Annotated in this window: 26 protein-coding genes; 14 read left to right on the top strand and 12 right to left on the bottom strand. The window is 60.5% G+C overall.

From position 1 onward, the window contains the following. The first annotated feature begins 327 nt into the window (after positions 1 to 327). The 3 genes from CRP02_RS15610 to CRP02_RS15620 all read left to right on the top strand — a co-directional run bounded on the left by CRP02_RS15610 (position 328) and on the right by CRP02_RS15620 (position 3,219). Positions 328 to 1,857, top strand: a complete 1,530-nt coding sequence (locus CRP02_RS15610; RefSeq protein ID WP_097171660.1) for a sensor histidine kinase — start codon at positions 328 to 330, stop codon at positions 1,855 to 1,857. After that, complete coding sequence (locus CRP02_RS15615) at positions 1,829 to 2,752, top strand: peptidoglycan-binding protein (protein ID WP_179784035.1); 924 nt, start codon at positions 1,829 to 1,831, stop codon at positions 2,750 to 2,752. Before CRP02_RS15610 ends, CRP02_RS15615 begins: the two co-directional genes overlap by 29 nt. Positions 2,753 to 2,865: 113 nt before the next feature. After that, positions 2,866 to 3,219: a DUF1491 family protein gene (locus tag CRP02_RS15620; protein ID WP_003512046.1), complete on the top strand. Its 354-nt coding sequence runs from the start codon at positions 2,866 to 2,868 to the stop codon at positions 3,217 to 3,219. Positions 3,220 to 3,277: 58 nt separating this feature from the next. On the opposite strand, the gene CRP02_RS15625 is transcribed toward CRP02_RS15620, so the two are convergent. After that, positions 3,278 to 4,186 carry a DUF2336 domain-containing protein gene (locus tag CRP02_RS15625; RefSeq protein ID WP_179784036.1) on the bottom strand — a complete coding sequence of 303 codons (909 nt, stop codon included), beginning with the start codon at positions 4,184 to 4,186 and terminating at the stop codon, positions 3,278 to 3,280. A gap of 555 nt (positions 4,187 to 4,741) precedes the next feature. Between CRP02_RS15625 and CRP02_RS15630 the strand changes: the two genes are divergently transcribed. Beyond that, entirely contained in the window at positions 4,742 to 4,930 is a 189-nt protein-coding gene (locus tag CRP02_RS15630) for a hypothetical protein (protein ID WP_097171663.1), read from the top strand. A gap of 20 nt (positions 4,931 to 4,950) precedes the next feature. Here CRP02_RS15630 and CRP02_RS15635 read toward each other — a convergent pair whose 3' ends face one another. Further along, a complete protein-coding gene (locus CRP02_RS15635) occupies positions 4,951 to 5,499 on the bottom strand; it encodes a DUF1254 domain-containing protein (RefSeq protein ID WP_097171664.1) in 549 nt (182 codons plus the stop codon). Further along, entirely contained in the window at positions 5,492 to 6,079 is a 588-nt protein-coding gene (locus tag CRP02_RS15640) for a DUF1214 domain-containing protein (RefSeq protein WP_003512054.1), read from the bottom strand. The genes CRP02_RS15635 and CRP02_RS15640 overlap by 8 nt, the downstream gene beginning before the upstream one ends. Before the next feature lie 108 nt (positions 6,080 to 6,187). Between CRP02_RS15640 and CRP02_RS15645 the strand changes: the two genes are divergently transcribed. Then, on the top strand, positions 6,188 to 7,576 hold the full coding sequence (locus CRP02_RS15645) for a M20 family metallopeptidase (RefSeq protein WP_097171665.1): 1,389 nt from the start codon (positions 6,188 to 6,190) through the stop codon (positions 7,574 to 7,576). On the opposite strand, the gene CRP02_RS15650 is transcribed toward CRP02_RS15645, so the two are convergent. Then, positions 7,573 to 8,181 (bottom strand): LysE/ArgO family amino acid transporter, encoded by a 609-nt coding sequence (locus CRP02_RS15650; RefSeq protein ID WP_097171666.1) that lies wholly within the window; start codon positions 8,179 to 8,181, stop codon positions 7,573 to 7,575. The two genes, CRP02_RS15645 and CRP02_RS15650, sit on opposite strands and share 4 nt — an antisense overlap. A gap of 388 nt (positions 8,182 to 8,569) precedes the next feature. On the opposite strand from CRP02_RS15650, the gene CRP02_RS15660 reads away from it, so the two are divergent. Further along, positions 8,570 to 9,469: a LysR family transcriptional regulator ArgP gene (locus CRP02_RS15660; protein ID WP_097171667.1), complete on the top strand. Its 900-nt coding sequence runs from the start codon at positions 8,570 to 8,572 to the stop codon at positions 9,467 to 9,469. 6 nt (positions 9,470 to 9,475) lie between these two features. On the opposite strand, the gene CRP02_RS15665 is transcribed toward CRP02_RS15660, so the two are convergent. Beyond that, positions 9,476 to 9,934 carry a VOC family protein gene (locus CRP02_RS15665; RefSeq protein ID WP_097101941.1) on the bottom strand — a complete coding sequence of 153 codons (459 nt, stop codon included), beginning with the start codon at positions 9,932 to 9,934 and terminating at the stop codon, positions 9,476 to 9,478. A gap of 180 nt (positions 9,935 to 10,114) precedes the next feature. Then, entirely contained in the window at positions 10,115 to 12,310 is a 2,196-nt protein-coding gene (locus CRP02_RS15670) for a transglycosylase domain-containing protein (protein WP_097171668.1), read from the bottom strand. A gap of 255 nt (positions 12,311 to 12,565) precedes the next feature. On the opposite strand from CRP02_RS15670, the gene CRP02_RS15675 reads away from it, so the two are divergent. The 4 genes from CRP02_RS15675 to cueR all read left to right on the top strand — a co-directional run bounded on the left by CRP02_RS15675 (position 12,566) and on the right by cueR (position 15,224). Further along, positions 12,566 to 13,045, top strand: a complete 480-nt coding sequence (locus CRP02_RS15675; protein WP_019564095.1) for a YcgN family cysteine cluster protein — start codon at positions 12,566 to 12,568, stop codon at positions 13,043 to 13,045. Between the two features lie 150 nt (positions 13,046 to 13,195). Continuing rightward, positions 13,196 to 14,017: a class D beta-lactamase gene (gene blaOXA, locus CRP02_RS15680; protein WP_097171669.1), complete on the top strand. Its 822-nt coding sequence runs from the start codon at positions 13,196 to 13,198 to the stop codon at positions 14,015 to 14,017. Between the two features lie 34 nt (positions 14,018 to 14,051). Beyond that, on the top strand, positions 14,052 to 14,660 hold the full coding sequence (locus CRP02_RS15685; RefSeq protein ID WP_097171670.1) for a class I SAM-dependent DNA methyltransferase: 609 nt from the start codon (positions 14,052 to 14,054) through the stop codon (positions 14,658 to 14,660). A 138-nt stretch (positions 14,661 to 14,798) separates the two neighbouring features. Further along, positions 14,799 to 15,224 (top strand): Cu(I)-responsive transcriptional regulator, encoded by a 426-nt coding sequence (cueR, locus tag CRP02_RS15690; RefSeq protein WP_097171671.1) that lies wholly within the window; start codon positions 14,799 to 14,801, stop codon positions 15,222 to 15,224. A gap of 28 nt (positions 15,225 to 15,252) precedes the next feature. Here cueR and CRP02_RS15695 read toward each other — a convergent pair whose 3' ends face one another. Further along, on the bottom strand, positions 15,253 to 15,501 hold the full coding sequence (locus CRP02_RS15695) for a hypothetical protein (RefSeq protein ID WP_097101947.1): 249 nt from the start codon (positions 15,499 to 15,501) through the stop codon (positions 15,253 to 15,255). A 175-nt stretch (positions 15,502 to 15,676) separates the two neighbouring features. Here CRP02_RS15695 and CRP02_RS15700 point away from each other — a divergent pair, with 175 nt between their 5' ends. Further along, positions 15,677 to 17,065: an MFS transporter gene (locus CRP02_RS15700; protein WP_179784153.1), complete on the top strand. Its 1,389-nt coding sequence runs from the start codon at positions 15,677 to 15,679 to the stop codon at positions 17,063 to 17,065. A 22-nt stretch (positions 17,066 to 17,087) separates the two neighbouring features. On the opposite strand, the gene CRP02_RS15705 is transcribed toward CRP02_RS15700, so the two are convergent. The 3 genes from CRP02_RS15705 to CRP02_RS15715 form a co-directional block, all read right to left on the bottom strand. After that, positions 17,088 to 17,261, bottom strand: a complete 174-nt coding sequence (locus CRP02_RS15705) for a hypothetical protein (protein WP_097171672.1) — start codon at positions 17,259 to 17,261, stop codon at positions 17,088 to 17,090. Positions 17,262 to 17,318: 57 nt separating this feature from the next. Further along, complete coding sequence (locus CRP02_RS15710; protein WP_097171673.1) at positions 17,319 to 19,037, bottom strand: glycoside hydrolase family 32 protein; 1,719 nt, start codon at positions 19,035 to 19,037, stop codon at positions 17,319 to 17,321. A 63-nt stretch (positions 19,038 to 19,100) separates the two neighbouring features. Continuing rightward, the gene (locus tag CRP02_RS15715; RefSeq protein WP_323455370.1) at positions 19,101 to 20,171 is read right to left on the bottom strand and encodes an HWE histidine kinase domain-containing protein; all 1,071 of its coding nucleotides are present in this window, start codon (positions 20,169 to 20,171) and stop codon (positions 19,101 to 19,103) included. Between the two features lie 177 nt (positions 20,172 to 20,348). On the opposite strand from CRP02_RS15715, the gene CRP02_RS15720 reads away from it, so the two are divergent. Next, positions 20,349 to 21,809 carry a protein adenylyltransferase SelO gene (locus tag CRP02_RS15720; RefSeq protein WP_097172796.1) on the top strand — a complete coding sequence of 487 codons (1,461 nt, stop codon included), beginning with the start codon at positions 20,349 to 20,351 and terminating at the stop codon, positions 21,807 to 21,809. Positions 21,810 to 21,949: 140 nt separating this feature from the next. Here CRP02_RS15720 and CRP02_RS15725 read toward each other — a convergent pair whose 3' ends face one another. Continuing rightward, a complete protein-coding gene (locus CRP02_RS15725; protein WP_097101957.1) occupies positions 21,950 to 23,050 on the bottom strand; it encodes a saccharopine dehydrogenase family protein in 1,101 nt (366 codons plus the stop codon). 147 nt (positions 23,051 to 23,197) lie between these two features. Between CRP02_RS15725 and CRP02_RS15730 the strand changes: the two genes are divergently transcribed. Next, positions 23,198 to 23,629: an Lrp/AsnC family transcriptional regulator gene (locus tag CRP02_RS15730; RefSeq protein WP_003512084.1), complete on the top strand. Its 432-nt coding sequence runs from the start codon at positions 23,198 to 23,200 to the stop codon at positions 23,627 to 23,629. Positions 23,630 to 23,738: 109 nt separating this feature from the next. Here CRP02_RS15730 and CRP02_RS15735 read toward each other — a convergent pair whose 3' ends face one another. Beyond that, on the bottom strand, positions 23,739 to 24,104 hold the full coding sequence (locus tag CRP02_RS15735; protein WP_097171675.1) for a winged helix-turn-helix transcriptional regulator: 366 nt from the start codon (positions 24,102 to 24,104) through the stop codon (positions 23,739 to 23,741). 143 nt (positions 24,105 to 24,247) lie between these two features. On the opposite strand from CRP02_RS15735, the gene CRP02_RS15740 reads away from it, so the two are divergent. Continuing rightward, the gene (locus CRP02_RS15740) at positions 24,248 to 25,087 is read left to right on the top strand and encodes an SDR family oxidoreductase (RefSeq protein WP_097171676.1); all 840 of its coding nucleotides are present in this window, start codon (positions 24,248 to 24,250) and stop codon (positions 25,085 to 25,087) included. The last annotated feature ends 4 nt before the right edge of the window (positions 25,088 to 25,091 follow it).

The following is a 25,091-nucleotide window of genomic DNA, read 5'->3' on the forward strand; positions in this document are numbered from 1 at the left end:
TCCTCGCATCGGGACCGGCTCCAGCAATTCCGTCGCATTTTAACAGTCCATGTTAAGCATAATTGCGACAGATGCCGTCTGTTCCGGGCAAAAGTGGTCGCCCGTGCTGCCACAAAGGTTAACGCGATGGCAAAAATAAAGCGAAATCCGTCGCTTACCCGTCATTAACCATGATTGGCAAAGCTTGGTTGAAATGCTCCGTAATGGGACTGCGGCGCATTTCGCGGGTGTTTGGCGCCGTTCTTTTTATCCATTCCTTAAGCCGCGGCCTTCTATTGTCGGAGCCGTTAGATCCGTCTCAGGGATTCAGGTTTGGTATTGCGTAATATGAGAGAAAAAGCGGTCGCATTGGTCGACCATGCCGCAGGCAGATGGCTTGCGCGTATGGAGGAGGACGCCGAAAGGCGCGCCGGCACCGTTGCGCGCCTGCGCCGCCTGTTTGCCTTCAGCGCCGTCGGCTTTCTGGTCGTTCCCGCCCTGTTCAGCCTCGTCTTCAGCCCCGCCATCGCGCTGCCCATCGGCGCCGCTCTGGTGCTGGCGCTCTATCTGGCCGCAGCCGCCCTGTTGATCGCCTTTTCGCGTCCTGCCCGTGGCGCAGCGTCCCTGTCCGCTCAAGCCGGCGACGATGACCTCATTGCGGCATCGCAGGTGCCCGGCCTCGTACTCACCATCAATGAAAACGGCCTCGTCGAGCGCGTCTCCGGCCGCGACCTTGAAACGTTTCCAGCCGATCTTCAGGCCTGCAAAGGCCATGTCTTTGCCGAATATGTCTATGTTTCTGATCGCATCGAGCTGATGCAGGCTTTCGACCTTCTGCGGCAGGGCGAGGAAAAGTCCAGCGTGGAACTGCGGTTCGAAACCGGCGCGAAATCGCGCCAGGCGCAGTTCATTCACGCGCGTATGGAAATGACGGCGATCCGCAATGCGGCCGGCCGGCTGCGCCGCGTCGCCGCCCAGCTCTCCGACGTCACCGAGATGGAGCTTCTGCGCCGTGATGTCGCCCGCAAGGCGGCGGAGGCGGAATCGGCCAACGACGCCAAGTCGCGGTTCCTCGCTGCCGTCAGCCATGAGCTGCGCACCCCGCTCAACGCCGTCCTCGGCTTTTCCGACATTCTGGCGGGCGAATATTTCGGCCGGCTGGAAAACGACCGCCAGCGGGAATATGTCGGCTTGATCCGCCAGTCCGGCGCGCATCTCCTGTCGGTGGTCAACACCATGCTGGATATGAGCAAGCTGGAAGCGGGTCGTTACGAGCTGATAATGGAAAGCTTCCCGATCGGCGAAACCATCTCGTCCTGCGAGGCCATGCTCGGCTTGCAGGCGAAGGAAAAAGGTCTGACATTGACCAGTCGCATCCAGCGCGGTATCGGCGAAATCTCAGCCGACCAGCGCGCCATCCGCCAGGTTCTCATCAATCTGGCCGGTAACGCCATCAAGTTCACCGATGCCGGCGGTGTGGTGTCGATCGATGCGGCGCGTGAAGGCAGGATGCTGAAACTGACGGTCAGCGATACCGGCATCGGCATCGCATCCGACAAGATTGAACTCCTGGGCCAGCCCTTCATGCAGGTCCAGAATGAATATACCCGTCGCTATGAGGGCACGGGTCTGGGATTGTCCCTGGTCAAGGGTCTGGTAGCACTGCATGGCGGCACTTTCGCCATCACCAGCCAGCCCGGCGCGGGGACGGTCGTAACGATCATGTTGCCTGCCGACGGTTCCGGCATGGCTGGTGGCGAAAATGCTGAAACCGAATGCATGGTGGAGTTTCCGCCGCGCATCAAACGGCTCGGCGAAATGGCCGCGATTATGAAGAAGGATGGTGACGATGGCCCCGCGAAAGCGAAAATCGCCTAAGAAAACAACGGCCCAGATTGGCGCCGGGATTGTTTCCTTGGTGGTTTCGGCCATCGGGCGCGAACTCCTGCGCCGTCCGAAACTGGTGGGCGGCTCAGGCGCCTTCGTGGTCGTCTTCGGTTTTGTCGCCGCCAACGCGCTCTGGTACCAGCCGGGCGTTCACCCGTCTCCTTTCCTGCGTACCCGCGATGCGGCAAACCCGAACGGCATTGCCGGCTATCGCGCGGCAGAGCCGCTCGGCACGCAGGGTCATGTCACGACCTTCCGCATAGAACGCCCGAGCGAAACCGAAACGGCACAGCAACCGGCGGCCGCAACGGCGACGCCTGCGACATCGGTTGCGGTGGAAAACCAGAAGCCGCAGCAGATCGTTGCCGATATTCAGGCCGAACTTAAAAAACGCGGGCTTTACGAAGGCGAGGCGGACGGCAAGATGGGACCGCGCACGGCTGCCGCCATCATGTTCTTCGAAGAAACGCTTGGCATGGAACAGACCGGCGAACCGACGACACGGGTGCTGGCGGCGCTCAGGATCGACGGCGCAACCGTCGCCGCAATCCCGAAGGATCGGCCTTCCGACGCCAACATCGGCGGCGGCGTCGAGATCGACCCGGTCGCGGCCGCAATCCGCAAGGCTGAAGCACCGCGTCCCAAGGCCGAACCGGTCTCCTTGAACAGCGCTGCTGCCGCTTCAAAGCCGGTGAGCCGCGATCTGATTGCAAAGATCCAGCAGGGACTGATCAATATCGCCTATGCCGATGTGAAGGTGGACGGTGTGGCCGGCGAGCAGACCCGCAACGCCATCCGACATTTCGAAAAACACTACCGCCTGCCAGAGACCGGTGAACCGAGCGAAGCCGTGCTGAAGAAGCTGAAATCGATCGGGGCGCTTTAGGGGGCTAGGTCTCAACTCTCCTCATTCCTGTGACAAGCGCAGGAATGAGGAAAGAAGAGAGCATAACAACACGGACAGGCAGCGGCCTGCCGCCTCCATCGAAAGCACCCCCAATGCGCCTCAAATCCGAAATCTTCGTATCAGCCCTTATCCGCCGCGTGTTTTCCGCTGGTGGCTTTGCCGCTGTCGAAAAGAAGGGTGCGGAAGAGGCCGGTGCGATCTTCATCCGCCAGCGCCTTCGTGATGGCCGCGAAAACCTCTATGGACCTGCGCCGCAGAGTTTTGCCGAGGACGAGGAAGTCCGGGCCGAACGCCGTTTCGAGACGCGCCTTGCGGGTGTGGAGGGGGAGGAAAGTGCTGCTCTTCTCGAAAGGGAGCGGCGCTTCGACAGCGATCTATGGGTCGTCGAGATCGAAACGGACGAGATCGGCACTCTCCTGACGCTGGTGGACCAGCCGAAGATTTAAAGCCTGCAGCAGCTTTGCGCCCGGAATTGCTCCGGGCAAGGGGTGGCCGCTTTAACCCTCACGTCCCCGTTCTGTGAATGACAGGTGCGCTTTGGTTCGGTCGTTCGCGGCCGTGGGTGTAGCTGTCGGCGCGCCGCCAGCTTTCCACCCGCTCTTCGCATTCGATGATTTCGAGGCGCTCGAGCAGGGCCTCAGCGCGGCTCATGTCGCCTTCTGCGGCGGCAAGATGCGGATAGAAGCATTGCAATATGAAGGCGGCTTCGGAAAATTCCATGCCGAGCCCGATCAGGGTGGTGGCGAGCTGCGTGCCTGATATGTCGAGCATGATGCGCTCCGACAGCCAGTAGCTGGACGACAGCGAATCCGCCAGCGTCACCGCAAACTGCCGCGCGTCACGCTCGCGGGCGAACCGCACGAGCAGCGCTTCCTGCACGTCGCTCAGGCGGCGCAGGCCAAGAACGTCGCTTTCCGGGCGGCTGAGCTGATGCGCCATCCGTTTGATGCGCTGGCGCATTTCCTCTTCCACGGCGGTGGATTTGATCTCGACGTCTGCCGGCTGCGCAATGGCGGGCTCCGGCATGGCGGGAGGCGTCGCGTCATCGGGTCGCTTCAGGTCTTCCATGTGCCGCAGGCCGACAAGCGCGTCGATGACGGTCGGCGACAGGTCCTCGCGCCGCACGATGGCGCGGGCATGGGCGGCCCCTTGCGTGCGGGCAATGGTGATCAGCGTGTCGTCATCGAGGCACTTCGACGAAATCAGGAAGGGGGCGGCAATGGAAATCGGCTGGCAGGCGATGAAGAAGGCAACCGCCGAAGGCACGTTTGGATGCTGGGAAAGCGCTGCAATGGCTTCCCGCTTTGCCTCTTCGGTGGAAGCGTTGAAAAGCGGCATGAAAAGCTCGGCAAACTGCCGAAGGTCCGTTTTTGACGGATGGGGAACAGTCTCAAAATTCGTGACAGTGGCCATTAGCACCACATCTTTCTTCCTCACGGCTCTTGGCCTCTCAAGTTCTCGAAACCGGTCGGTCAACGCACTACCCAACAAAAACGCAAACACAATATCGGTTCAAATTAGAGCAAATCCGTTGACACCCTGTTAACTATGGGGGGTGGCAAGCGTTATTGTGCGTTTATCAACAAGGAAATTTTAAAACCTTCGTGACGGACAAAACGTCATGGAACCTTGCCGTCTCGCCTTTGTTTTAAACGGGTGCAGCTTTATGAAGGATAAGTTGGCGCCCGGCGATTAGGGTTAACGGATCATTAACCTCTGTCTGTTTCTAATTTCATGGGCAGTATTAGGATTCCATGTTATTCTGATTGATAGAATAATTTCGAAAATGGCATGCCGAAGCCTTGATATGCGCACGACACCTTGCAAAATCGCCATCGATTTGTGGGTCGTGCGAAAACCAGTCTGTGGGCTGGATTATGCGCAATGTGATGGTGATGAAATTCCCGACGCAAGACGAGGCTTGCGCGGTTCCCATGGGCAACATTGACTCCCGAAGAGGAGACGAGCATGGCAGTTATTATTCCAATCGCCGAAGCCCGACGAAGCCTGCGCCCGGCCGGAATGTCCGGCAAGGTTATGGGCCCGGCAAAGGTCGTGCTGTTTACCGGCGTGCGTTATGAAAAACGCGATACGGAACCGGCCGGCAAGGATGTGCGCAAGCGCAAGCCCGCACCGGAAACCGCCTTCAAATCCTGATTACGCTTGGTAGACCGGCGCTATTTCCAGGGTGTCGGCTGGCATTTCGCCTCGTTCAGGAACCGTTCCGCTTCTTCCCCGAAGCTCGGCTGCGGCACCATGGTCCGCAACACCACATACCCTTCCGTCTGATCCGATTCCGCCAGAATGGCCTGTGAGAGCGATGGCGGCTGCGCCTTGCGAATGGCCGCGATCTGCACCGAATCCGCCACCAGAATATCCATTACCCCGCCTGCGGACGTGCGGTCGTTCATGCTGAACACCTCGTTCGACGCCTTGTCGTAAACCGCGACCGACCAGAAGGGCACCGCGCCGATGGCCGTCAGCCTGACGGGCTTTTCCTCGATATTGAAGGTGCAGACAGCAACCCGCATGAAGGGATCGCCGCTTCCCAGTGTCTTTTTCTCCGTCGTTTCTTCGAGAAGATGAAACTGATACGGCTTACCTTCCGCCAAGGCGCGGGTATAGGCGTCGCGATTGCTGAAATGCGGTATCGCCAGAAGAATGACGACATGGAGCACGGCGGCGGCGACAAGGCCGGTGAGGATGGCGAGCAGGGTCCTAAGCATTGCCACACCCCAGCTTGCGGATTTGCGGCATGGCGATGTCGATAAGGCCGGAACTGCCGGCAACCGGCGTGTCGAGCAGCGTCATGACCAGCTTGAATGTCTGCCCCTGCGGCACGGCCAGCCAGTTATAGGTCTGGGCATCGGGCGCGATGGTGATGTCGATGCCGCCATCGGCGCTGCGCAACAGCGTGCGCGAATTGAGCGCAAACGGTCGTCCGGCATCTTCCGCCAGAACATTGCCCTGCTGGTCTGCGGTATAGAGCGTCCAGAACCGCGAGGGCGGCACGGCGCCCGCCAGCTGGTAACGGCATTCGCCGGTCAGGCGCTGGCCGTCGCTGTCGACGGAGGCGGTGAAGGCCAGCCCCTCGGCCGTTCCATAAAGCAGCTTGCCGGCATCGGCGCGGTGCGACTTGGCGTAGGGATCGGCTTCGATCGTCTGCGCTTCCGGAAAGGCATCCCATGAGCCGATGCGGATCGAGCCGAAGCCGGATGTCGCCTCAAGTGCTGCCAGCGTCGCGGCAATGCCGCCGCCAAAGGCGATCAATAGGGCGATGCCGACAAGGAATGGAACTCGAAACACGCTGTTTTCCCGTTTTTGAACAGGTCGAGGACTATCACTGATTCCCTGTTTGGAAAATGGTACGCCTTGTTTAGTCTTGATGGAAATGACCAGAAGAGGGATTCCACCATGTCGCGACAAGCCGCCATAGACCACGCCACCCGCTTTTTCGACGATGGCAGGTTCGAGCAGGACTTGGCGCGGCGCGTTTCGCTTCGCACCGAAAGCCAGGATGAGGCGCGCGGTGCCGAGCTGGCGCTCTATCTGGAGCGCGAAATGCAGCCCGCTTTCACCGCCATGGGGTTTTCCTGCACGATCCTGCGCGACCCGGCGGCGGATTTGCCGTTTCTGATCGTCGAACGTTTCGAGGATGAAGATCTGCCGACCGTGCTGGGTTATGGCCACGGCGATGTGGTGCGTGGTCTTGACGACGGCTGGGCAGAAGGCCTTTCGCCTTTCGTGATGTCCGAGCGCAATGGCAGGTGGTACGGGCGCGGCACCGCCGACAATAAGGGGCAGCATTCGGTCAACATGGCGGCGCTGAAAGCGGTGCTGGAGACGCGCGGAAGACTTGGGTTCAACGCCAAATATCTGATCGAGATGGGCGAGGAGAGGGGTTCTCCCGGCCTGAGGGAAGTTTGCCGGCACTATGGCGAGCGGCTGAAAGCCGATCTTCTGATCGCTTCCGACGGCCCGCGCCTGAATGCGGAGCGGCCGACAGTTTTTCTCGGTGCGCGCGGCGGCATTACCTTCGATCTGGTGATCGAGGCGCGGGAAGGGGGCCATCATTCCGGCAATTGGGGCGGGGCGCTGTCCAATCCCGGCGTGCAGCTGGCGCATGCCATGGCAAGCCTCGTTGGCCCATCCGGGCAGATCCGGGTGCCCGAACTGGTGCCGGAAGAACTGCCGCAGGCGGTGCGTGATGCGCTTGCCGATTGCGAGATCGATGGCGGCCCGGATGGTCCGAAAATCGATCCTGACTGGGGCGAGCCCGGCCTTTCCACCGCCGAACGTGTGTTCGGCTGGTGTGCGCTGGAGGTGCTGGCCTTCGAGACAGGAAATCCGCGCGCGCCCGTCAACGCCATTCCGCCACGGGCATGGGCGCGGCTGCAATTGCGCTTCGTTGTCGGCATCGATCCGGAAGCGGTGCTGCCCGCCATCCGCCGCCATCTCGACCGGCAGGGGTTCAGCATGGTGCGGATCGCACCCGCCGGCGACGAGATTTTCCGCGCCACCCGGCTCGATCCGCAGGACCCATGGGTCGGCTTCACGCTGAGCTCCATTGCCCGCACGACGGGCAAGAAACCGGCACTTCTTCCCAATCTGGGCGGATCGCTGCCCAACGATATCTTTGCCGATATACTGAAACTGCGCACCATCTGGGTGCCGCATTCTTATCCCGGCTGCTCGCAGCATGCGCCGAACGAACATCTGCCGAAAGAGATTGCCCGCGAGGCGCTTGCCATCATGGCCGGGCTCTACTGGGACCTTGGAGAGGGAGATACCCCTCCGCTTTAGGCGCCCATGACCAGCTTGAAGGCGATGGCCCACATGGTGATGGCGATAACCCCTTCGAGGATGCGCCAGGCGGACGGCTTTTCGAAGATCGGGCGCAGCCAGCGCGCGCCGTAACCCAGCGAAAAGAAGAACAGCAGGGAGCCGGTGGCGGCACCCGCCGCGAAGGTTTTTTCAAAGCCGGGAAATTGCGTGGAGATGGTGCCGAGCAACACGACGGTATCGAGATAGACATGCGGGTTGAGAAAGGTCAGCGCCAGGCAAATGGCAAGCGTCTGCCACAGGCTCGCCTCCCGCCTTTCCGCCACCGAAAGCACCTCCGATGAACGCAGGGCCGAATGTAGGCTTTTCGCGCCATACCAGATGAGAAACGCCGCACCGGCATACCGCATGATGGGATCGAGCGCCGGCATGACGGCGCTTATCCGCTGAAAACCGAAGACGCCGACGGTGATCAGCAGCGCATCGGAAATCGCGCAGGTGGCACAGACGGCAAAAACATGGGAGCGCGCCAGCCCCTGCTTCAGAACGAAAGCATTCTGGGCGCCGATGGCAACGATGAGGCTGAGACCCATCGTCAGGCCGGTGAAGAAGATCTGAATGTCCATGTGCTGGCTGCTGCCTTTTTGTCTCTGCCTGTGCGGATGGATGATGCCACCGCTTCCAGACCGAGTGCTTTGATATTTCCCTCACATGGTTTAATCAAATTAAACAAACTCAGTTCAAGTAAGTAAAACTAATGACGGGCAAAAACGATGCGACAGGGCGGTTTCATGTGCCGGCACCTCGCCTGACCCTCATTCCTGTGCTCGTCGCGGGAATCCAGTCGACGCGCGTCTGCGCGGCGGAAGAGTCGTTTCAGCCCAAGGACTTGGTCTGGCTGGATTCCTGTGACAAGCACAGGAATGAAGGAAGAGGAGAGTGCTACGGCTACTGCTACTGCCCGGCCGCTTCCCGCCCACCACGCCCATATCAACCTTTACAAGGAGGCCTTTGATGCTGGACTATCCTTCCATGCGCGCCGTGGCGCTCGTGGCCCAGACCGGCAGCTTTGAGAAGGCGGCACAGGTGCTGTGTGTCACGCCCTCGGCCGTTTCCCAGCGCATCAAGCAGCTGGAGGAGCGCCTCGGCGTGGTGCTGATCGTGCGCGGTAATCCTTGCGTGGCGACGGAAAAGGGCGAATGGCTCTGCAGGCACATGGACCACGTCGGCATGCTGGAAAGCGAACTGTTCCGGCAGCTTCCGGTTCTTTCGGAAGCGGGCGCGGCGGCGGAGCGTGTCACGCTCAACATTGCCACCAATGCCGATAGTCTCGGCACATGGTTTCTCGACGCGGTTTCGAAATTCACCGGTGGCAGCGACTATCTCGTCAACATCGCGGTGGACGATCAGGACCATACGGTGGAATGGCTGCGCGGGGGCAGGGTGCTCGCCGCCGTCACCGCCCATGCCAAGCCTGTACAGGGCTGCCGGGTCTTGGCTCTCGGCGTGCTCAGATATCACGCCACCGCCAGCCCTGCTTTCATGGCGCGCCATTTCTCCGATGGCGTCACGCCCGCCACGCTTGCCCGCGCGCCGGGGCTTACCTTCAACCAGAAGGACAGGCTGCAGGCCAGTTGGATCAAAAAAGCGCTGGGTGAGGATATATCCTATCCCACCCATTGGCTGCCCTCGACCGACGGTTTCGTGAAGGCAAGTCTTGCCGGCATGGGCTGGGGCCTCAATCCGGTGCAGCTGGTGGGAGAGCACCTCCAGGCGGGGCGGCTTGTGGAAGTCGTTCCCGGCACGCCGCTCGATATCCCGCTTTACTGGCAGGTCAATCGGCTCGCCGCTGAACGCCTCGGCACGCTCACCGCCCATGTGGTGGAAACAGCACGGGCGGCGCTTCTTTCCTGAGGCAGATCAAATAGTCTGCCATTCGCTCCAGTTCAACACGCGCGGAATCTGCGGTTTTGCTTCGCCGCCAAGAAACGCGATATATTCCAGCGAGTGGCCGTCGGGATCCTTGAAATAGACGCTGGCTGCCGGCATCCATGGAAAGACGACGGGCTCGTCGATCTCCTTTTCGCCGTCAAAACCGAGCGGAGTTACGCCGTTTCGGCGTAGATAGTCCGGTGCGGCGAGAAGCTGATCAAAATCGACGCTGAAGGCGATGTGCAGTCTCATATTGATGGGTGCGGAATGGATGGACCATAGGCCAAGCATCGAATGCCCACGTTCGCCGGTCCAGAAGAACGCCACATTCCGTTCAGGGAATCGTTGTGCCAGCTCCAGACCGACAACATTACGATAAAACTCAACCGAGCGTTCCAGGTTCGAAACCGTCAAATGCGTCTCGAACAATGCTTTTACTTTCACCATTTCCTGTCCTCAATTGCCTAGCGCTGCGCCTTTCGGGCATTCGCTTTCTTGCAACCGGACTGTGCAACCTCAACCACGATTGAGGTCAAGCACCAAATGTGGATTTTTCTAAAGCCGAGTGCAGGCAGCAATCTGGAGGGAAAAACGCCTTCAGCATTATGAGCCAAGGTTGCCAAGCCGTCACCGCCGGGCCGCATCCCCCGGGCCATCCCGCAACGACGCATCCGCAACCTTCTGCGTCGTGACAGTCAAAGGCGCGGCTTCCTTCATCTTCTTGGCGATGGAACGGATGACGCGGGTTGCTTCGGCTGAGAGCGAGCGTGGGCGGGTAAGTGCCGGCATGGCGGGTGCAGCAGTGGCGGATGCGGCAGCGACCTGGGCCGAAGGCTGCGGGCGCGCGCCAGTCGGCAGCGGGTTCTGGATGCCGGGAATGGGGCGAAGCTCCATGCCTTGATGGGCGTAGTCCATAAGCCGCTTGAAGGTCATGGCGGGAAGCGCGCCGCCGGTCATGTTGTTCATCGGCGTGAAATCGTCGTTTCCGAACCAGACCGCCGTGGTGTAGTTGCCGGTGAAGCCCACATACCAGGCGTCGCGGTAAGCCTGCGACGTGCCGGTCTTGCCGCCGGAAACGATGCCGTTTTCGAGTGCGCCGCGCCGGGCCGTTCCCATCACGGGAATGGTCACCAGCATCTGGTTCATCTTCGAATTGGCCTCTTCGGAAAGCACCCGCTTGGCAGGCTCCTCGTCACGGCCGAAATCGTAGAGAACCTTGCCCTCGTAATCCAGCACCTGCTCGATGCCGTGGCGGCGCGATTGCATGCCATCGGCCGGGAACACGGCATAGGCCGTCGCCTGATCGAGAACCGTCAGTTCCGATGTGCCGAGCGGAATGGTCTTGTCGCTGCGCAGTGGCGTGGCGACGCCCATCGCCTTGGCGGTGTCGACGATCACCTGCGTGCCGAGCACGTCTTTGGCGAGACGCACCGGCACGGTGTTGTAGGATTTGGCAAGCGCCACCTGCAACGTCACCTTGCCCGCGTAGGAGCGGCCATAATTCTGCGGCGACCAGCCGCGCCAGGTCACGGGCGCGTCGGAAATCAGCGTCTCCGGCTTCATGCCCTTTTCCATGGCGGCCGAGTAGGTATAGACCTTGAAGGAGGATCCCGGCTGGCGCAGCGCCGCCGTCGCGCGGTTGAACTGGCTTTCGCCGTAGTCACGCCCGCCGACCATGGCGCGCAACGCGCCGCCGTTTTCGATCATCACCATCGCGCCCTGCTTGACGCGGTAGCCCTCGCCATACTCGCGCAGCTCCATTTCCATCGCCTGCTCGGCTGCCTGTTGCAGCCCGGTATCGATGGTGGTGCGCACGACGACGGTATGGTCCTTGAACCTGCCCTGCGCCGCCAGCCGCTGTACCTCGTCAAACGCCCAGTCGAGGAAATAATCCGGGGCTTTCACATCGGCGCGGTCGATGACGGTGGCTGGATTGCGCCGCGCGCCGATCACCTGACCCTCGGTCATCAGCCCGCTCTGCACCAGGTTGGAAAGCACGGTGTTGGCGCGCGCACGTGCGGCGGGCAGGTTGACATGCGGTGCGTATTTGGCCGGCGCCTTGAACAGGCCGGCGAGAATGGCGGATTCGGCAAGCGTGACATCGGTCAGGTTCTTGCCGAAGTAAAATTGCGCCGCCGCTGCCGCCCCGAACGTGCCGCCGCCCATATAGGCGCGGTCAAGATAGAGGCTGAGGATTTCCTTCTTCGACATGTTGGCCTCGAGCCACAGCGCGAGGAAGGCTTCCTTGATCTTGCGCTCCAGCGAGCGCTCATTGGTAAGGAACAGGTTCTTGGCAAGCTGCTGCGTCAGCGTCGAGCCGCCCTGCACCACGCCGCCGGCGCGGGCATTCTCGCTCATGGCGCGGGCAAGGCCGATGAAATCGATGCCGAAATGGTCGAAGAAACGCCTGTCTTCGGTGGCCAGAACCGCCTTGATGAAATGATCCGGCATCTGGTCGATCGGGACGGAATCCTCATGGATGATGCCGCGATGGCCGATGGTGTTGCCGTAACGGTCAAGGAAGGTCACGGCAAAATCGCCGCGATAGCGCCAGTCCTTCTTGGTTTCCTCAAAGGCGGGCATGGCAAGCGCCAGAAGCACGACACAGCCGGCCGTTCCGAAGGTCAGCGCGTCGCAGGTCAGGTTGACGAGAAGCTTCTTCCAGCCGCGCACATGCAGTTTGCGCGAGGCAATGGTGACGTCTTCCCAGAAATCCACCAGCCTTGCCGCAACCGTCCACAGGCCGGAGTCGATAAAGCTATCGATTCTCAGCAGGATGTGCCGCTTTTTGCGACTGTTTTTATCGTCTTTTTCTTCCTGCACCTGGCGATGTTTTCCTGTTCAACGCAACGCGGATTGTCAATGTTTCTGTGCTTCATCCAATTCCGGACGCAAAACCATGACATGGTTCTGCTGGAATTGCTTGACGCGGCGGCCTCTCGCGGGTCAATGACCCTTTGCCACTCGCCAAAATGCTAAAATATCGTACAAACCAGCCCTTGGCGATACGATATTAAGGATTAGGGATCGGTTAAACCTTGCCCTCCAAGAGATCAAAATGGAACGGAAATGTTAACGATGAATGACGCGCCGTTCTGGAAAACCAAATCACTTGAAGAGATGAGTGGCCAGGAATGGGAAAGCCTGTGCGACGGCTGCGGCCTGTGCTGTCTGAACAAGCTGGAAGATTGGGACACCGGCGAAGTGGTGTTCACGTCGGTCCGCTGTCAGCTGCTTGACGGTGAAAGCTGTCGGTGTTCCGACTATGAGAACCGCCGCGCCACCGTGCCGGACTGTATCCAGCTGGATTTGAAAAAGGTGCACGAAATCGGCTGGCTGCCGCCCACCTGCGCCTACGCGCTGGTACGCGATGGCAAGGACCTGTACTGGTGGCACTATCTCGTCTCCGGCGACGTGAACACGGTGCATCAGGCCGGCATTTCCGCGCGCGGCCGCACCGTCAACGAGCTGGACGTGGAGGTTGACGATTTCGAGGATTATGTGGTGGACTGGCCGCTCACAGTGGGTGAGACGGCGGGCGAAAAAGAGAATAGCTGACGGAAGTCGCCAATTTTCGTGTTGGTCCTATTCCTGCCCCATCGTTTTCTTAAGGCATGTTTCGGAAGAACGGCATGCCTGAAACAAGGGCCGCCGTTCATCCATTCCGGCATATGATCCGCAAAATGCGGACGAGGGACATCAAAACGCATGCGCTATCGGCTGCCCGCCATCGTTCTTTCGTGCATTGCCCTTCAGGGTATTCTGCCGCTTTCCGCCTCCGCACAGCAATCGCAGGCTTTTGAATGCACGCTGGTCACCTCCATCGAGACCGGCGCTGTCATCAACCAGCAGGGCGCCTGCGATCAGCGCGTGGCGCCGGCCTCCACCTTCAAGGTACCGTTGGCCCTGATCGGTTATGACGCCGGCATCCTGCTGGATGACAAGACCCCCGCATGGGACTGGAAACCTGGCACGGAGGCCCGCGCGCAGGACCGCAAGACGGTTGATCCGACCATATGGGAGCAGGATTCGGTGCTGTGGTATTCGCGCGAACTCACCCGCCGCCTCGGCCCGGAAAAATTTGCCGCCTATGTGAAACGTCTGGGTTACGGCAATGCCGATGTATCCGGTGAACCCGGCAAGAATAACGGTCTCACCCATTCCTGGCTCGGCGCTTCCCTGACCGTTTCCCCGGTCGAGCAGGTGGGCTTCATCCGCCGCCTTCTGGCCGGAAATCTGCCGGTTTCGCGCGACGCGCAGGCGAAGACGCGGGCGATCGTGCCGGTGTTTGACGCGCCGGAGAGCTGGAGCGTGCACGGCAAGACCGGCACGGGCTTCATGCGCGACGAAAAAGGCAACCCCGACCGCAGCCGCCCCTTCGGCTGGTTCGTCGGCTGGGCGGAGCGCGAAGGCCAGCACATCGTCTTCGCAAGGCTTCGCGTTGCCGACAAGCCCTCGACTGAACCGCTCGGCCCCGCAGTGCGCGACGCCTTCCTGCGCGATATTGCCCGGCTGGCGGTGCACAGATGATTATACGGCCGTCCAGCCCCAAGGAAAAGCGGACATGGTGGATGCCTCCAACGATGTGATCAAGCTCTACAACGACCATGGGGCCGATTTCGACAGGCTGCGCGGTCGTTCCCTTGCCGAAAAACCCTGGCTGGATAGGTTCACGTCGCTTTTGCCGCAGGGCGGATCCATCCTCGATATCGGTTGCGGTTCAGGCGAACCGATTGCCGGCTACTTCATCGGCAACGGATATGATGTGACGGGCATCGATACGTCATATCCCCTGATAGAAATTTGCCGCACCAGATTTCCGGAAAAGCGCTGGGTGGTTGCCGATATGCGTGAACTCGTTTTGAGTTGCCGTTTCGACGGGTTGATTGCCTGGCATAGTTTTTTCCATCTGAAGGCCGACGATCAGCGCCGCATGTTCGGTATTTTCCGGCAGCACGCCAATGACGGCGCCGCACTGATGTTTACGGCCGGGCCGGCACACGGGGAAGCGACGGGGACCCTTCAGGGAAAGCCGCTTTACCATGCCAGCCTCGCTCGCGAAGAATATGAAAGCCTGCTTGCCGCGCACGGGTTTCGACTTCTCGACCACATCGTCAACGATCCCGATTGCGGTGGGGCGACGATTTATCTCGCCAGACGTGTGGCGGCGTAACCATCGAATTCAGAGCATTGCCCAGGCACTCACGATTGTGTGTGCGATAAAAAATGTCGTTATCCCTTGACCTTCCCATGATGGGAATCCTTACATAGTAGCTATAAACGGGCGAGGTCGCCCCAGGGAAGTGGCGTTATGAATATCGGACAGGCTTCGGATGCATCCGGCGTTTCCGCCAAGATGATCCGTTATTACGAGCAGATCGGCCTCATCACCCCCGCCGCCCGCACCGGCAACAACTACCGGGTTTATGGCGAGCAGGACGTGCATAATCTCCGCTTTATCAAGCGCGCGCGCACGCTTGGCTTTTCGCTGGAGGAGACCGAAACGCTCCTGAAACTCTGGCAGGACAAGAGCCGCGAGAGTTCGGCGGTGAAGGACATTGCGCTTGTACATATCGCCGATCTCGAACAGAAGATTGCCGAGATGAAGGGCATGGTGAAGACGCTGTCCCACCTTGCCCATTGCTGCGGCGGCGACCACCGGCCGGATTGCCCGATCCTCGATGATCTAGCGGCAGGCGTCGAAAAGGCCGCCCACAAGCCTGCGAAGGCCCACTGACGGCCGCATCCCGCCCCGCCGCCAGTCCCTAAACCTCGTCGAACGCACCGCCTTCGCGTGAGGGATTGCGGTCGATCACGCGCTCTTCCTCGTCATCGGGAAGGGCCTCGTCGCTTTCCTGATAGGGGTCGTCCTCGCTCTCGGCCTCTTCTTCCTCGATTTCATGTTCGATGGACTGCGGAATTTCTCCCTTTGCCGGAAGGGCGTCGATATCGAGATCGAGCAGTTCCTCGTCCATGGCGTCTTCGTTGAGAGGTGTGATTTTCTTGCGGTCCATGGTGGTATCCTTTCTGTCTGGTCATTGCGCAAACGACCGGGGAGGCAGAGGGTTCCTGATGCCTGCAAGTTCGCTCGAGCGGAATAGGTGAAAAGGCACCTTGACCTCAATGGTGCTTGAGGTTCTAGTTTGCCCGCCGTATCGCAAAAATGGAAAGGATACGGCTTTGACGAGTATGGAAATGACGGAGAAAAATAGCTGGTCGGAATTGCTTGGTGGGGCGAACCTCTCGCTTCTGACCGTCATTTCCTCCGGTATCGGCCTGCATGCCTTCAACCAGTTTGCAGTAGTCACGGCCCTGCCGGTCGCGGTGCGCGAGATTGGCGGCGCGGCCTTCTATAGCTGGGCCTACAGCCTATACTTCGTCGGTTCCGTGGCAGGCGGTGTCACTGCCGTTCTGTTTCGCGAGCGTTTTGGCGCACGCAGCGTTCTATTCCTGTGCTGCCTTATCTTTTCCTTCGGCTCCGTCATGTCGGCGCTTGCTGACAGCTTTTTATGGGTCGTCATCGGCCGGGCGTTGCAGGGACTTGCCGATGGCCTGATCGTGGCCGTGTGTTACAGTCTCATACCCGCCGGCTTTCGCTCGGCTCTGCTGCCGAAGGTCTTTGCCATCGAGGCGGCCATCTGGGCGGTCGCGTCCTTCGTCGGGCCGCTCACCGGCGGGTTTGCCACGGAGCACATCTCCTGGCGCGCCACATTCCTGCTGTCTGCGCCGCTGATCGTGCTGCTGCTGGCCTACACGGCGATTGCGGTCTCGGCGGAACGGTCGGTCGCGACCTCGCGAAAGCCGCTGGTGCCGCTGCTCCTTTGCCTCGTCGGCGCATTGGCCTTCTCCGCACCCTCCGCCTTTGAGGATACTGGCCTGCGCATCATGTCGCTGCTGGTCGGTGCGGCACTGTTGTGGGCATCTCTGAAGGCGGGCACCCGGCCTTCCACCGGCCTGTTCCCCAGGGATTCCTTCCGGTTGAAAACGGTACTTGGCAGCGGTTTCTGGGTGTTGTTCCTGATGTCCTATGCCCATGCACTCGGCAGCGTCTATCTCGCTTATGTCGCCATCAATCTCTGGCACCATGAGCCGACCTTCGCCGGTTTTATTGTCGTGACGATGCCGCTTGCCTGGAGCTTCGTGGCAATGCTGATCGGCAGCCTGCGTTCGGGCCGCCTGCGGGAGCTTTGCCTGCATTACGGACCCTACCAGATGGTGCCGGGCTGTGCGCTGCTCGGGCTTGGGCTGGCGACGGGGAACTGGCCGGAAATGCTGATCGGGCAGATATTGATCGGTTCGGCTTTCGGCATGTCCTGGGCAGGCATCAGCCAGGCGGCCATGGAAGCCGCGCCGGACGAGGAGCGCAAGATGACCGGCGCGCTGCTGCCTACGGTCGCGACGCTGGGTGCCGCGGCCGGTGCGGGTGCAAGCGGCACCGTCGCTGCCGCGAGCGATCTCGTTTTGCAGATCGATCGTGCGGATGTGACGATGCCGATGGTCTATCTCTATGGGCTGGGTGTCATCGTCTCGCTGCTGGCGATCCTGACAACCCGCGGCTTGCGAAGCGCACAGCGCTGACGCCTCTGCGGCGTATGCGCGGTTAAGATTGCGTGGTGGCGATGGTGATCGCCGCCAGATAAACCACGAAAGCCATGATCGCGATCGCGCCGATGATGATGACGACACCCTTGCCCGCGCGTTTTTTCTCGGCCTTGTTTTCGTTGGCTTCTGTCGGAAACAGGATGGGATCGCGGGAATCGCTGATTTTTGTCATGCCGTTTCTCCTTTGAGCGGTTGCTGCTTATCAACAGCAGATCCGCCAAAAGGTTCCTCACGGACGCAGCGCCCAGCTGGTGGCATGCACTACAGCCCCCGGCGCGGCCTTGAGAAGCGCCGAACGCACGGGTTCGAAACCCTCTATGCGTTTTGTGCCCACATACCGGCCCCGGTTGGCGAACACCTCGATGGATCCGTAGTCCAGAAAGACGCGGATGTGCGAGGCCCGTGCTCCTCTGGCGATATAATGCGGCGAGGGGCCATCGCGCCCGTCCTCGTGGCGGATCCACAAACCCGTTTCATCGGCGACGAGGCCCAGTGTGACCACGGGATGATCGAGCACCAGCTCGAACGGTGCGCCGGGCGAGGCAAGCTCGATCAGCATCTCCACCGCACCGTTGATGAAGGTGACGCGCTCACCGGCCGCCAGCCGCGTGCGATCGACAATATGGCTTCGCAGGCTTTCCGCCGCACCGATGGGCGGGGTCAGTAGCTCGCCGTTCGAATAGTGGATCCGGCGCGGCAGCGTCATGGATGTCGGGAAATCGATCTCCGGATTGGCATCCGCCCAATTGGCGAGCCAGCCGATGCCGATGATGCTGTCGCCATCCAGAAACGCCTGGAAGGCGTAATTGTCGGTGCCGAAATCCAGCTCCTGCCCGAATTCCTTGGTGAAAGTCTTGCCGTCGAACCAGCCGACATCTGCCATGGTCAGGTTCTTGCGGCCGGTTTCAGGGTCTTCGGAATGCATCAGCCCATAGACCAGAACCCAGCGCGTGGAGCGGGCATTGGCCGGGCCGTCGAGGGGCAGAAGGCAGGGGCATTCAATGGCAGTGGTCTTGTAGCGCGTTTCCACCCAAAGCTTGCCCACATAGGTCCAGCCTGACGCCGCCGTCGGGTCCAGCGTCTCGTAAAGCAGGATGACGCCGCCACCGTCGCTCTGACTTCCGAGCAGCATTTTCCAAAGTCCATCCGGGCCGCGAAAGACGTAAGGATCGCGGAAATCCGGCGTCAGCCCCTGTCCGTCCGGACGATGGCCGAGAATGACTTCGGCCTGTCCGGCCATGATGAGATCGGAAGAAGTGGCGGTGAGCTGGATCTGCTGTTCGGGAATGCGATCCTGCACCTGCTCGGTGAAGAACACGCGGATGCCCGAACCTTCGACCAAAGGAATGGTCGAGCCGGAATAGGCGCCGCCGCGCTTGTCCGGCCGCGTCGTCAGGTCCTCGGAAGGGAAGAGGAAGATCGGCAGATGCCGCCAGCGCAGGTAGTCGGAGGAAACCGCGTGGCCCCAATGCATGGTGTTCCAGCGCAGCCCGTGTGAATAATGCTGGTAGAACAGATGCGGCCGGCCTTCGAACCGGCCAAAGCCGTTCGGATCGTTCATCCAGCCGAAGGGCGGGCGGAAGTGGTAGCTGTCAGGCAATTCCGGTGCGGCATTGTCCGGCTTGGTATGGACGACGGTTATGCCGGTTTCCAGCACGTCGGCGGCGGTGAACCAGTAGATGACGGAAACGGCTGTGGTAACGGTGTCGTAGCTCAGTTCCACATGGCCGCCGCCGAACACCTGATAGATTCTAAATCCGAACTCTTCCGTGTTGAGGCTTGAAACCTCAGCGAATTTTCCATTCGCATTGGAAAAGGAGACGGCGCCGGGTTCCGCCGGTTTTTTCGCCTTCAGCCACACATGGAAAGTGGCGTTAACAGGCAGATCGGTGTGCAGGATGCGGATTGCGCTTTCCGGCTCGGCGGCTACGGCTTCAACGACGGTCATTCCCGTTCCTTTCGTTGCGGCTACTTTGGTTCAGGAAACGCAACGAATGGGACGAAAGAAAGTTCAACCGCCAGAGGTTTCACCGTCGCCAGCCTCGTATTTGCCATCCAGCTCGAACAGCAGCCCGTCTGGATGATAGAAGGTGCGGCCTTCGCCGGAGAAGTAAGCCGCAACGATCTGGTTGGTCAGCCGCGAGCCGAAACCCGTACGCGTCGGCGTCCTGACCGCAGGTCCGTCCGTCTCGCGCCAGCGCAGTTCGAAGTGGTCATCCTCGTCCAGCGTCCACACGATTTCGATTTTGCCGCTCTCGTTGGAAAGTGCGCCATATTTCAGCGCATTGGTGGCCAGTTCATAAATGGCCAGAGACAGGCCCAGCGCCTGTTGCGGCGCGATTTCCATGTCCGGTCCGGAAATCGTTACGCGCGCCTTGTCGTCAAGATGCGGATAAACGGAATCGCGGACAAGCGCGGAGATGCTGGCCCCCTTTCCCGAAGCGTGAATGAGGTTCTGGGCGTTGCCGAGTGCTGCGATACGCCTTTTGATGGTGTCGCGCGCATCCTCAAGTGTCTGCGAGTGGCGCAGGGTGGCGCTGACGACCGCCGTAGTGATCGCCATCGTATTCTTGACCCGGTGGACGAGTTCGCGCCGCAGAACCTCTTCCCGGCTGCGGCTCTGGACGCTGTTCGTGGTATCCACCGTGATGTTGATCAATCCAGCCACCTTGCCTGCATCGTCATAAAGCGGGCTGTAGGAAAAGGTCCAATAGGTGTCCTCGGGATAGCCGTTGCGCTCCATGACGAGGTGCAAGTCCTCGGCAAATGTGCCCCTGTCTGAAAGGGCTGCGTCCACGAACGGTTTGACATCGTCCCAGACATCGGACCAGAGAATGTGAAACGGCTTGCCGAGCGCATCCTGTTCCTTCAGCCCCAGAAGCGGCCGGTAGGCATCGTTATAGATGATGTTCAGGTCAGGACCCCAGAACAGGCAGATCGCATGACCTTGTTTTAGGATCATTTGCACGGTGGCTTTGAGCGATACCGGCCATGTCTCTATCGGTCCCGTGCTTGTCGACGCCCAGTCGAAGCGGCGGATGGCCTCGCCCATTTCACTGTCGTCATAGGGGAACTCTGGCACGAATTTATCCTGCTTGCACTGCGGCTCATTCATTGGATGTTTGTATGTTTAAATATACCTGTAGTTCAAATTGATTTTTCCAAACTTCGCTGCGGCTTCCCGTAATTGTGGCTATTCACCCCTCGCAACCGGGCGGAAAAAGCGCCATATCAGGCAAAAGCAGGGAGTTTACCCGTGATCACATTCGACAATTCCTATGCCCGCCTGCCGGAAAGGTTCAGCGCCGCCGTATTGCCGACGCCGGTGAAGGCGCCACGCCTCATCGCCTTCAACCGCGCGCTGGCAGACGAGCTTCTTCTCGACGTCTCAGGCCTCGACGACGAAAGGCTGGCGGCGATCTTTTCCGGCAATGTGGTGCCGCAAGGGGCCGAGCCGCTGGCCATGGCCTATGCCGGCCACCAGTTCGGCGGTTTCGTGCCGCAGCTCGGCGATGGCCGCGCCATTCTTCTCGGTGAAGTCATCGACAAAAACGGAAAACGCCGCGATATCCAGTTGAAGGGCTCCGGCCCGACGCCGTTTTCGCGAAGGGGCGACGGGCGCGCAGCGCTCGGCCCGGTGCTACGCGAATATGTCGTCTCCGAGGCAATGTTCGCGCTCGGCATTCCCGCGACAAGGGCGCTCGCCGCCGTCCTGTCCGGTGACAGGGTGCAGCGCGAGGTGGGTCTGCCGGGCGGGGTTTTCACCCGTGTTGCGGCAAGCCATATCAGGGTCGGCACCTTCCAGTTCTTCGCCGCGCGCGAGGATGAAGAGGGGATCAGAAATCTCGCGGATTATGTGATCGACCGCCACTATCCCGAAGTGAAAAACGCGGACAATCCCTATCTCGCCCTGTTGCAGGGCATCGCCCAGAGGCAGTGCGAACTCATCGCCCGCTGGATGATGGTTGGCTTCATCCACGGCGTGATGAATACCGACAATATGGCGATCTCCGGCGAGACGATAGACTTCGGTCCCTGCGCCTTCCTTGACGAATACAATTCGAACAAGGTGTTCTCCTCCATCGACGCACAGGGGCGCTACGCCTTCAACAACCAGCCGGGCATCGCCCAATGGAACATTGCAAGGCTGGCGGAATGCCTGTTGCCGCTGCTTGACCCTCAAGTGGAGAAAGCAGCCGAACTCGCAAACGCCGTGCTCGCTGATTTCGCGGCCGCCTTTCCCAAGCGCTGGCTTGCCGGCATGCGAGAAAAGCTCGGGCTGACGGGCGAAGAGGAGGGCGATATAGAGCTGGTGCAGGCGCTTCTTTCGCTGATGCAGGCATCGGAAGCCGATTATACGCTGACCTTCCGGCGTCTTTCCCACGCGGTAGAGGGCGATGCCGAGCCGTTTCGCGGCATGTTCATCGATATCGCGGCGGCGGATGGATGGCTTGCACGCTGGCGGGAGCGGGCCGGGCGGGAAGAAGTTTCTGCCTCCGAGAGGTCGCGGGCGATGCTCGCCGTCAACCCGGCCATCATTCCCCGCAACCACCGCATCGAGGAACTGATCGAGGCGGCGGTGGAGGACGGCGATTTCGAACCGTTCCACGCCATGCTGGCGGCGATTGCCACGCCATTTGAGGAACGGCCGGACAATTTCGTCTACATGCAGCCGCCGATGAGCGATGAGAAGGTGTTTCGGACCTTTTGCGGGACGTGATTTGGGTGCGGCATTCCGCCGCTCGCCGTCATGCTCGGGCCTGTCCCGAGCATCTGCGACCTATCGATTTCGTGAGACGTTAGCAGATCCTCGGGACGAGCCCGAGGATGACGGTGTCGGGGCCGATTGCTCCCCTTAACTCACCCAACCCGGGCCAGCGGCTCATGCGCGCCGTAATATCTTCCAAACCGGTTTTCCAGGAATTTCGGCAGGGCGACTTCTTCCTGCCGGACAAACCCCTTCTGCGGCAGGGCGCCTTCCGCAAGCAGATCAAGAACGGTGCAGATGCCGGCTGCGGTGGTGATCTGGATTGCGCTCATCATCCGGCCGGAAACGGGGCCCGCATAGACCTTGTTGGCATAGGTTTCCTGCAGGAAACGGCCGTTGCGGGTGCCGCAGACGGTGACGAAGACAATGACCACGTCCTGCATGGTGCCGGGCAGGGCGTTTTCGAACAGGTCCTTCAGCACATCGCGGCGGTTGCGCAGGTTGAGGTCGTTCAAAAGCGCCTTCATGATCGCGACATGGCCGGGATAACGGATGGTGCGGTAATTCATCGTCCGCACCTTGCCTTCCAGCGTCGCACATAGCGTGCCGAGGCCGCCCGAGGTGTTGAAGGCCTCATAGGTCACGCCGTCGAGCGAGAACTCCTCGCGCTCTTCCAGCGCCGGAACGGCGGTGAGGCGGCCTTCGACGATGGCTTCGCAGGGCTCGATATACTCGTTGATCAGCCCGTCCGTGCTCCAGGTGAGGTTGTAGTTGAGCGCATTGGACGGATATTGCGGCAGCGCGCCGACACGCATGCGCACGCTGTCCAGCTTGTCGAACCGGGCAGCGAGATCTGCGGCGACGATGGAAATGAAACCGGGGGCGAGGCCGCATTGTGGAATGAGCGCGGTCTCAGCCGTTTCCGCCAGTGCCTTGACCTTGCGGGTGGATTCGACGTCTTCAGTCAGATCGAGATAATGCGTGCCGACGGCAACCGCAGCTTCCGCAATGCCCGCCGTCAGGTGGAAGGGGGCGGCGGAAAGCACGGCGAACTTGCCTTTCAACAGCGCTTCCAGCGCCGGACGGTCGCCAATGTCGACGATTTCAGTATCGACGCGCTCATGCGCCGGCACATTCGTCAGCTGGTCTGCCGAGCGATCGGCAACCGTGATGCGATAATCGCCGGTGACAGCCAGCATCCAGGCGATGGCTGAACCGATATTGCCCGCGCCGATGACGACGATGTTTTTCATGTTTTTGTTCCCCGCAGTAAATTTATATGCCTCTGCGCACCGGATGCGCTTCATAGACAGAATGCCAGCTTTTTTGGACGATTCGCAGCTTCACTATGTGCGGATAGCGGGTTAATATTGGACAATTAGACGACAGGATTGGTCATTATGACGATTGCCGACAAGGACCGGGCGCTGCTCGCCCTGCTTTCCGAAAACGCCCGCATGCCGGTGGCGGAACTGGCCCGCAAACTCGGCCTTTCGCGCACCACCGTGCAGGCCCGCATCGAGCGGCTCGAGGCCGAAGGGGTGATCGCCGGTTATGGCCTGAGGCTTTCGGAAAGCTATCTTTCCGGGCTGGTGCGCGCCCATGTGCTGATCACCATCGGGCCAAAGGCGCTGCCCGGCGTGACGGCGGCGCTCACCGCCATCAAGGAGGTGACAACGCTGCATTCGGTCAGCGGCACTTTCGACCTGATCGCCATTCTGGCAGCACCTTCCATTCTGGACCTTGACCGGTTGATCGACAGGATCGGCGCGCTGGACGGTGTGGAACGCACGCTATCGTCGATCATTCTTTCCACGCGGATTTCGCGGTAGGCGTTGGAGGGTGTGGCAGGGCGAAAGGTGGACGAGTGCGCGCGATGCTCTCGTCTCCCTCATCCCTTTGACAAGCACAGGAATCAGGAAGGCGGGGGTCTGCCTTACCCTACCCACCCCTCTCGTCATAAGCCTTCTGCGCCGCCAGCACCGCGTCCATATTGCCCTCCGCCCAGTGGGCGAGTGCCGCAACCGTGTCGGTCAGCGTGCGCCCGAGCGGCGTCAGGGAATATTCGACCGTGACCGGCACCGTCGGAAAGGCCTGCCGCGAAATCAGGCCGTCGCGCTCGAGCTTTTTCAGCGTCTGCGACAGAACCTTCTGCGAAATGCCCTTGATTTCCCGCCGCAGCAGGTTGAAGCGCACCGAGTCCACCCGCAGCTTGTCTAGGATCAGCAACGCCCATTTGTCAGCGATCCTGTCCAGCACCATGCGTGTGGGGCAGCGATCCTCGTAAACGTCATAGACATGTTCCATGGGTCTCATCCCGTTCTCAAAAGGCCGGGTCGGTTTCCTTGAGGATACCAAATAACCGGAAAGTGCTCTCTTTTCCTGATTTCGAATACGCAGTACGTATGTTTTCGAAACATGGTTTCTATTGGATACTACGGAGATTTGAGATGACTGGCAAGATACTCGTAATCGGTTCCACCGGCACCATCGGCACGCCGCTGGTAAAGGCGCTTCTGGCCAAGGGCGAAAGCGTGAAAGCGGCCTCGCGCACCGGCAAGGCAGCCGAAGGCGCGGAAGGGGTGCGCTTCGATTATACCGACGCCTCGACCTACACGGGTGCCTTCGATGGCGTTGATCGTCTGTTTCTGATCCTGGCTGGCGGGCGTCTGGATGCAATCGACGCGCTGACGCCGGTTGTCGAGGAAGCTGCCCGCCGGAAGGTGAAGATCGTGTTCCTCAGCGTCTTCGGCGTCGATGCCGACGACTCCATTCCCTATCGCCAGGTGGAACTGAAGATCATCGCTTCCGGCGCGCCTTACGTCATCCTGCGCCCCAACTGGTTTGCCGATAATTTCCACACCTACTGGAAGGCCGGCATTGAACACGGCCAGATCGCCGTGCCGGCAGGCGAGGGCAAGTCGAGCTTCATCGACGTGCGCGATATCGCCGACAGTGCAGCGTCAGCGCTGACCTCGACGGCTTTCGACAATAAGGCGTTCAACCTGACCGGGCCGAGAGCGTTGGGTTACGGCGAGGCGGCCGCGATCATCTCGCAGGCCATCGGCAAGCCGGTCGGCTATAGCGCGGTTTCGGACGATGTTTTCATCGGCATTCTGACCGGCGCTGGCGTTCCGAAGGATTACGCCGCCTTCCTCGCGTCGATCTTCTATCCGGTGCGCGAAGGCTGGACGTCGGCGGTCACCGGTGATGTCGAGACTTTGACCGGCCACGCACCGCGCTCGCTGGAAACCTATGTGGCCGAGCATGTGGCCGCGCTGAAGGACTGACGCT

This window comes from Rhizobium sp. AN5, assembly GCF_900215255.1.
In the GTDB taxonomy this organism is placed as follows: domain Bacteria; phylum Pseudomonadota; class Alphaproteobacteria; order Rhizobiales; family Rhizobiaceae; genus Agrobacterium; species Agrobacterium tumefaciens.

Bases quoted from the DNA above. Each gene is read 5' to 3' on its own strand.
- cueR (WP_097171671.1), top strand. From the start codon at position 14,799: ATGAATATCGGACAGGCTTCGGATGCATCCGGCGTTTCCGCCAAGATG.
- CRP02_RS15615 (WP_179784035.1), top strand. From the start codon at position 1,829: ATGGCCCCGCGAAAGCGAAAATCGCCTAAGAAAACAACGGCCCAGATT.
- CRP02_RS15695 (WP_097101947.1), bottom strand. From the start codon at position 15,501: ATGGACCGCAAGAAAATCACACCTCTCAACGAAGACGCCATGGACGAG.
- CRP02_RS15665 (WP_097101941.1), bottom strand. From the start codon at position 9,934: ATGGTGAAAGTAAAAGCATTGTTCGAGACGCATTTGACGGTTTCGAAC.
- CRP02_RS15635 (WP_097171664.1), bottom strand. From the start codon at position 5,499: ATGCTTAGGACCCTGCTCGCCATCCTCACCGGCCTTGTCGCCGCCGCC.
- CRP02_RS15730 (WP_003512084.1), top strand. From the start codon at position 23,198: ATGACGATTGCCGACAAGGACCGGGCGCTGCTCGCCCTGCTTTCCGAA.
- CRP02_RS15700 (WP_179784153.1), top strand. From the start codon at position 15,677: ATGGAAATGACGGAGAAAAATAGCTGGTCGGAATTGCTTGGTGGGGCG.
- CRP02_RS15735 (WP_097171675.1), bottom strand. From the start codon at position 24,104: ATGGAACATGTCTATGACGTTTACGAGGATCGCTGCCCCACACGCATG.
- blaOXA (WP_097171669.1), top strand. From the start codon at position 13,196: ATGCGCTATCGGCTGCCCGCCATCGTTCTTTCGTGCATTGCCCTTCAG.
- CRP02_RS15710 (WP_097171673.1), bottom strand. From the start codon at position 19,037: ATGACCGTCGTTGAAGCCGTAGCCGCCGAGCCGGAAAGCGCAATCCGC.
- CRP02_RS15660 (WP_097171667.1), top strand. From the start codon at position 8,570: ATGCTGGACTATCCTTCCATGCGCGCCGTGGCGCTCGTGGCCCAGACC.
- CRP02_RS15625 (WP_179784036.1), bottom strand. From the start codon at position 4,186: ATGGCCACTGTCACGAATTTTGAGACTGTTCCCCATCCGTCAAAAACG.
- CRP02_RS15705 (WP_097171672.1), bottom strand. From the start codon at position 17,261: ATGACAAAAATCAGCGATTCCCGCGATCCCATCCTGTTTCCGACAGAA.
- CRP02_RS15620 (WP_003512046.1), top strand. From the start codon at position 2,866: ATGCGCCTCAAATCCGAAATCTTCGTATCAGCCCTTATCCGCCGCGTG.
- CRP02_RS15610 (WP_097171660.1), top strand. From the start codon at position 328: ATGAGAGAAAAAGCGGTCGCATTGGTCGACCATGCCGCAGGCAGATGG.
- CRP02_RS15685 (WP_097171670.1), top strand. From the start codon at position 14,052: ATGGTGGATGCCTCCAACGATGTGATCAAGCTCTACAACGACCATGGG.
- CRP02_RS15725 (WP_097101957.1), bottom strand. From the start codon at position 23,050: ATGAAAAACATCGTCGTCATCGGCGCGGGCAATATCGGTTCAGCCATC.
- CRP02_RS15630 (WP_097171663.1), top strand. From the start codon at position 4,742: ATGGCAGTTATTATTCCAATCGCCGAAGCCCGACGAAGCCTGCGCCCG.
- CRP02_RS15650 (WP_097171666.1), bottom strand. From the start codon at position 8,181: ATGGACATTCAGATCTTCTTCACCGGCCTGACGATGGGTCTCAGCCTC.
- CRP02_RS15675 (WP_019564095.1), top strand. From the start codon at position 12,566: ATGAATGACGCGCCGTTCTGGAAAACCAAATCACTTGAAGAGATGAGT.
- CRP02_RS15740 (WP_097171676.1), top strand. From the start codon at position 24,248: ATGACTGGCAAGATACTCGTAATCGGTTCCACCGGCACCATCGGCACG.
- CRP02_RS15645 (WP_097171665.1), top strand. From the start codon at position 6,188: ATGTCGCGACAAGCCGCCATAGACCACGCCACCCGCTTTTTCGACGAT.